The sequence below is a fragment of the Verrucosispora sp. SN26_14.1 genome (assembly GCF_004307965.1).
Lineage (GTDB): Bacteria > Actinomycetota > Actinomycetes > Mycobacteriales > Micromonosporaceae > Micromonospora.
This window is the reverse complement of sequence record NZ_SISL01000729.1, coordinates 1-1,872: the sequence shown is the minus strand read 5'-3', so window position 1 is coordinate 1,872 and position 1,872 is coordinate 1. Positions and strand designations below refer to the sequence as shown.

The following is a 1,872-nucleotide window of genomic DNA, read 5'->3' as shown; positions in this document are numbered from 1 at the left end:
GCGCGCCGAGCACCGCGCCGACCGGTCAGGCCGTGGCGGGCGCCGACGCGGAGGTGGTCGAGGCCATGCGTCGCGACCTGGGGCTGGACCAGGCGCAGGTCGCGGCGCGGCTGAAGACCGAACGCTGGGCCAGCGGGGTCGTCGAGCAGCTCCGGTCGGACCTCGGCGGGGACTACGCCGGTAGCTGGCTGAGCGCCGACGGCGCCCAGCTCAACGTCGCGGTCGCCGACGAGGCCCAGGCACAGCGGGTACGCGCCACCGGCGCGGTGCCGAAGGTGGTGGAGCGTGGCGTCGGTCAGCTCGACGCGATCAAGACCCGGATGGACCGGACCGCCGGGCGGGCCGAGAACGTCTCCGGTTGGTACGTCGACGTCGCCACCAACACGGTGGTGGTGCTCGCCGCACCGGGTGCCGAAGCGGCCGGCTGGCGTTTCGTGGCCCGTGCGGGCGTATCCCGGCAGGCGGTCCGGATGGCCACCGAGGAGCAGCCGCGACTCTTCGCCGACGTCCGTGGCGGCGAGCCCTTCTTCGTCGGCGCCGGCCGCTGCTCGGTCGGGTTCGCGGTGGTCGGCGGCTACGTGACCGCCGGGCACTGCGGCCGGGTCGGTGCCCGGACCTCGGGGCCGGACGGCGAGTTGCAGGGTGTGTTCCGGGCCTCCTCCTTCCCCGGCGACGACTGGGCCTTCGTGCAGGTCAACCAGAACACCCGGGTGCTGCCCGAGGTGACCGACTTCCGGGGCGGCATCGCCCGGGTCGCCGGCTCGCAGGAGGTGCCCGCAGGGTCGTCGATCTGCCGGTCCGGCTCCACCACCGGCGTACGCTGCGGCACCGTGCAGGCCCGCAACGCCACCGTCCGCTACCCGGAGGGACTGGTCAGCGGGCTGGTCCGGACGAACGTCTGCGCCGAGCCCGGTGACTCCGGCGGTTCGTGGATCTCGGGCAGCCAGGCGCAGGGCGTCACCTCCGGCGGCTCGGGCGACTGCGTACGCGGTGGCACGACGTTCTACCAGCCGGTCAACGAGATCCTGCAACGCAACAACCTGACGTTGCTCACCACGCAGAACTTCGCCACGTTGGGCAGCCGACGCTGATTCCCCGCCGGCCCGGTCGGACGCGTCCCGTCCGGCCGGGCCGGCGCATGTCCGCTCAGGGCAGCGCGGCGACCGCCTCCGCGTACGCGACGCCCGTGCGGACCGCCGCGTCGACGAGGACCGTGACCTGTGCCGGGGCCACCCCGTACGCCAGGTCGGTGGTCACCTCGCCGGCCAGCACCAGTTCACCCTCGCCCGGATCGTGCACGTACGCGCTGGGCAGCAGCCGGTCCCGGTTCCACCCGTTGCAGAACGCGTACGCCTCGGCCCGACGGGCGGCCGGCAGCCGACGACCGGCGACCACCCGGGCGTGCAGGATCTCGCCGCGCTCCCCGGCCCGCCGGAACTGGATCACCGCGTCGCCCCAGCGCCCGAGCACGGTGCCGGTCGGGTCCAGGGCGTACCCGTCGCCCCGCCGGTCCAACGCCTCGGTGATCATCCGTACGGTCAGTGCACCGACCTCGTCCGCCGTCTGACCGGCGGAGTCGTCCGTCCTGACCTCGGCCCCGGTCCCGCTGCCGGTCGGCGTCGGGTCGCCGGGCCAGGGCTCGTCGTCCGGCTCGATCTCGTCCTCACCCGGCAGCGGCACCGGCTCGGCCAGCGGGCGTTCGGCCAGCCAGGCGGCGATCCGGCCGGACTGGTGGCCGGTGCCGTTGCGGGCGTCGAAACTGCCGGCGAGCGCGGTGGCGACAGCGAGCAGCTCGGTGCCGAGCGCGCTCACCGTGACCTGCGCCGCCGGCCGTCCCCGGTATGCCGGCCGGTGCACCGCGCGGTCGCCGTC

2 protein-coding genes are annotated in these 1,872 nt (G+C 74.9%); one reads left to right on the top strand and one right to left on the bottom strand.

Annotated features, from left to right (window positions below; translation table 11 throughout):
• Positions 1-1,091, top strand: a 1,091-nt coding sequence (locus tag EYA84_RS31380; RefSeq protein ID WP_131057799.1) for a S1 family peptidase, incomplete at its 5' end; no start/stop codon positions are given.
• Between the two features lie 55 nt (positions 1,092-1,146).
• Here EYA84_RS31380 and EYA84_RS31375 read toward each other — a convergent pair.
• Positions 1,147-1,872: YbjN domain-containing protein (locus EYA84_RS31375; RefSeq protein WP_131057798.1), on the bottom strand; the 726-nt coding region annotated here is incomplete at its 5' end.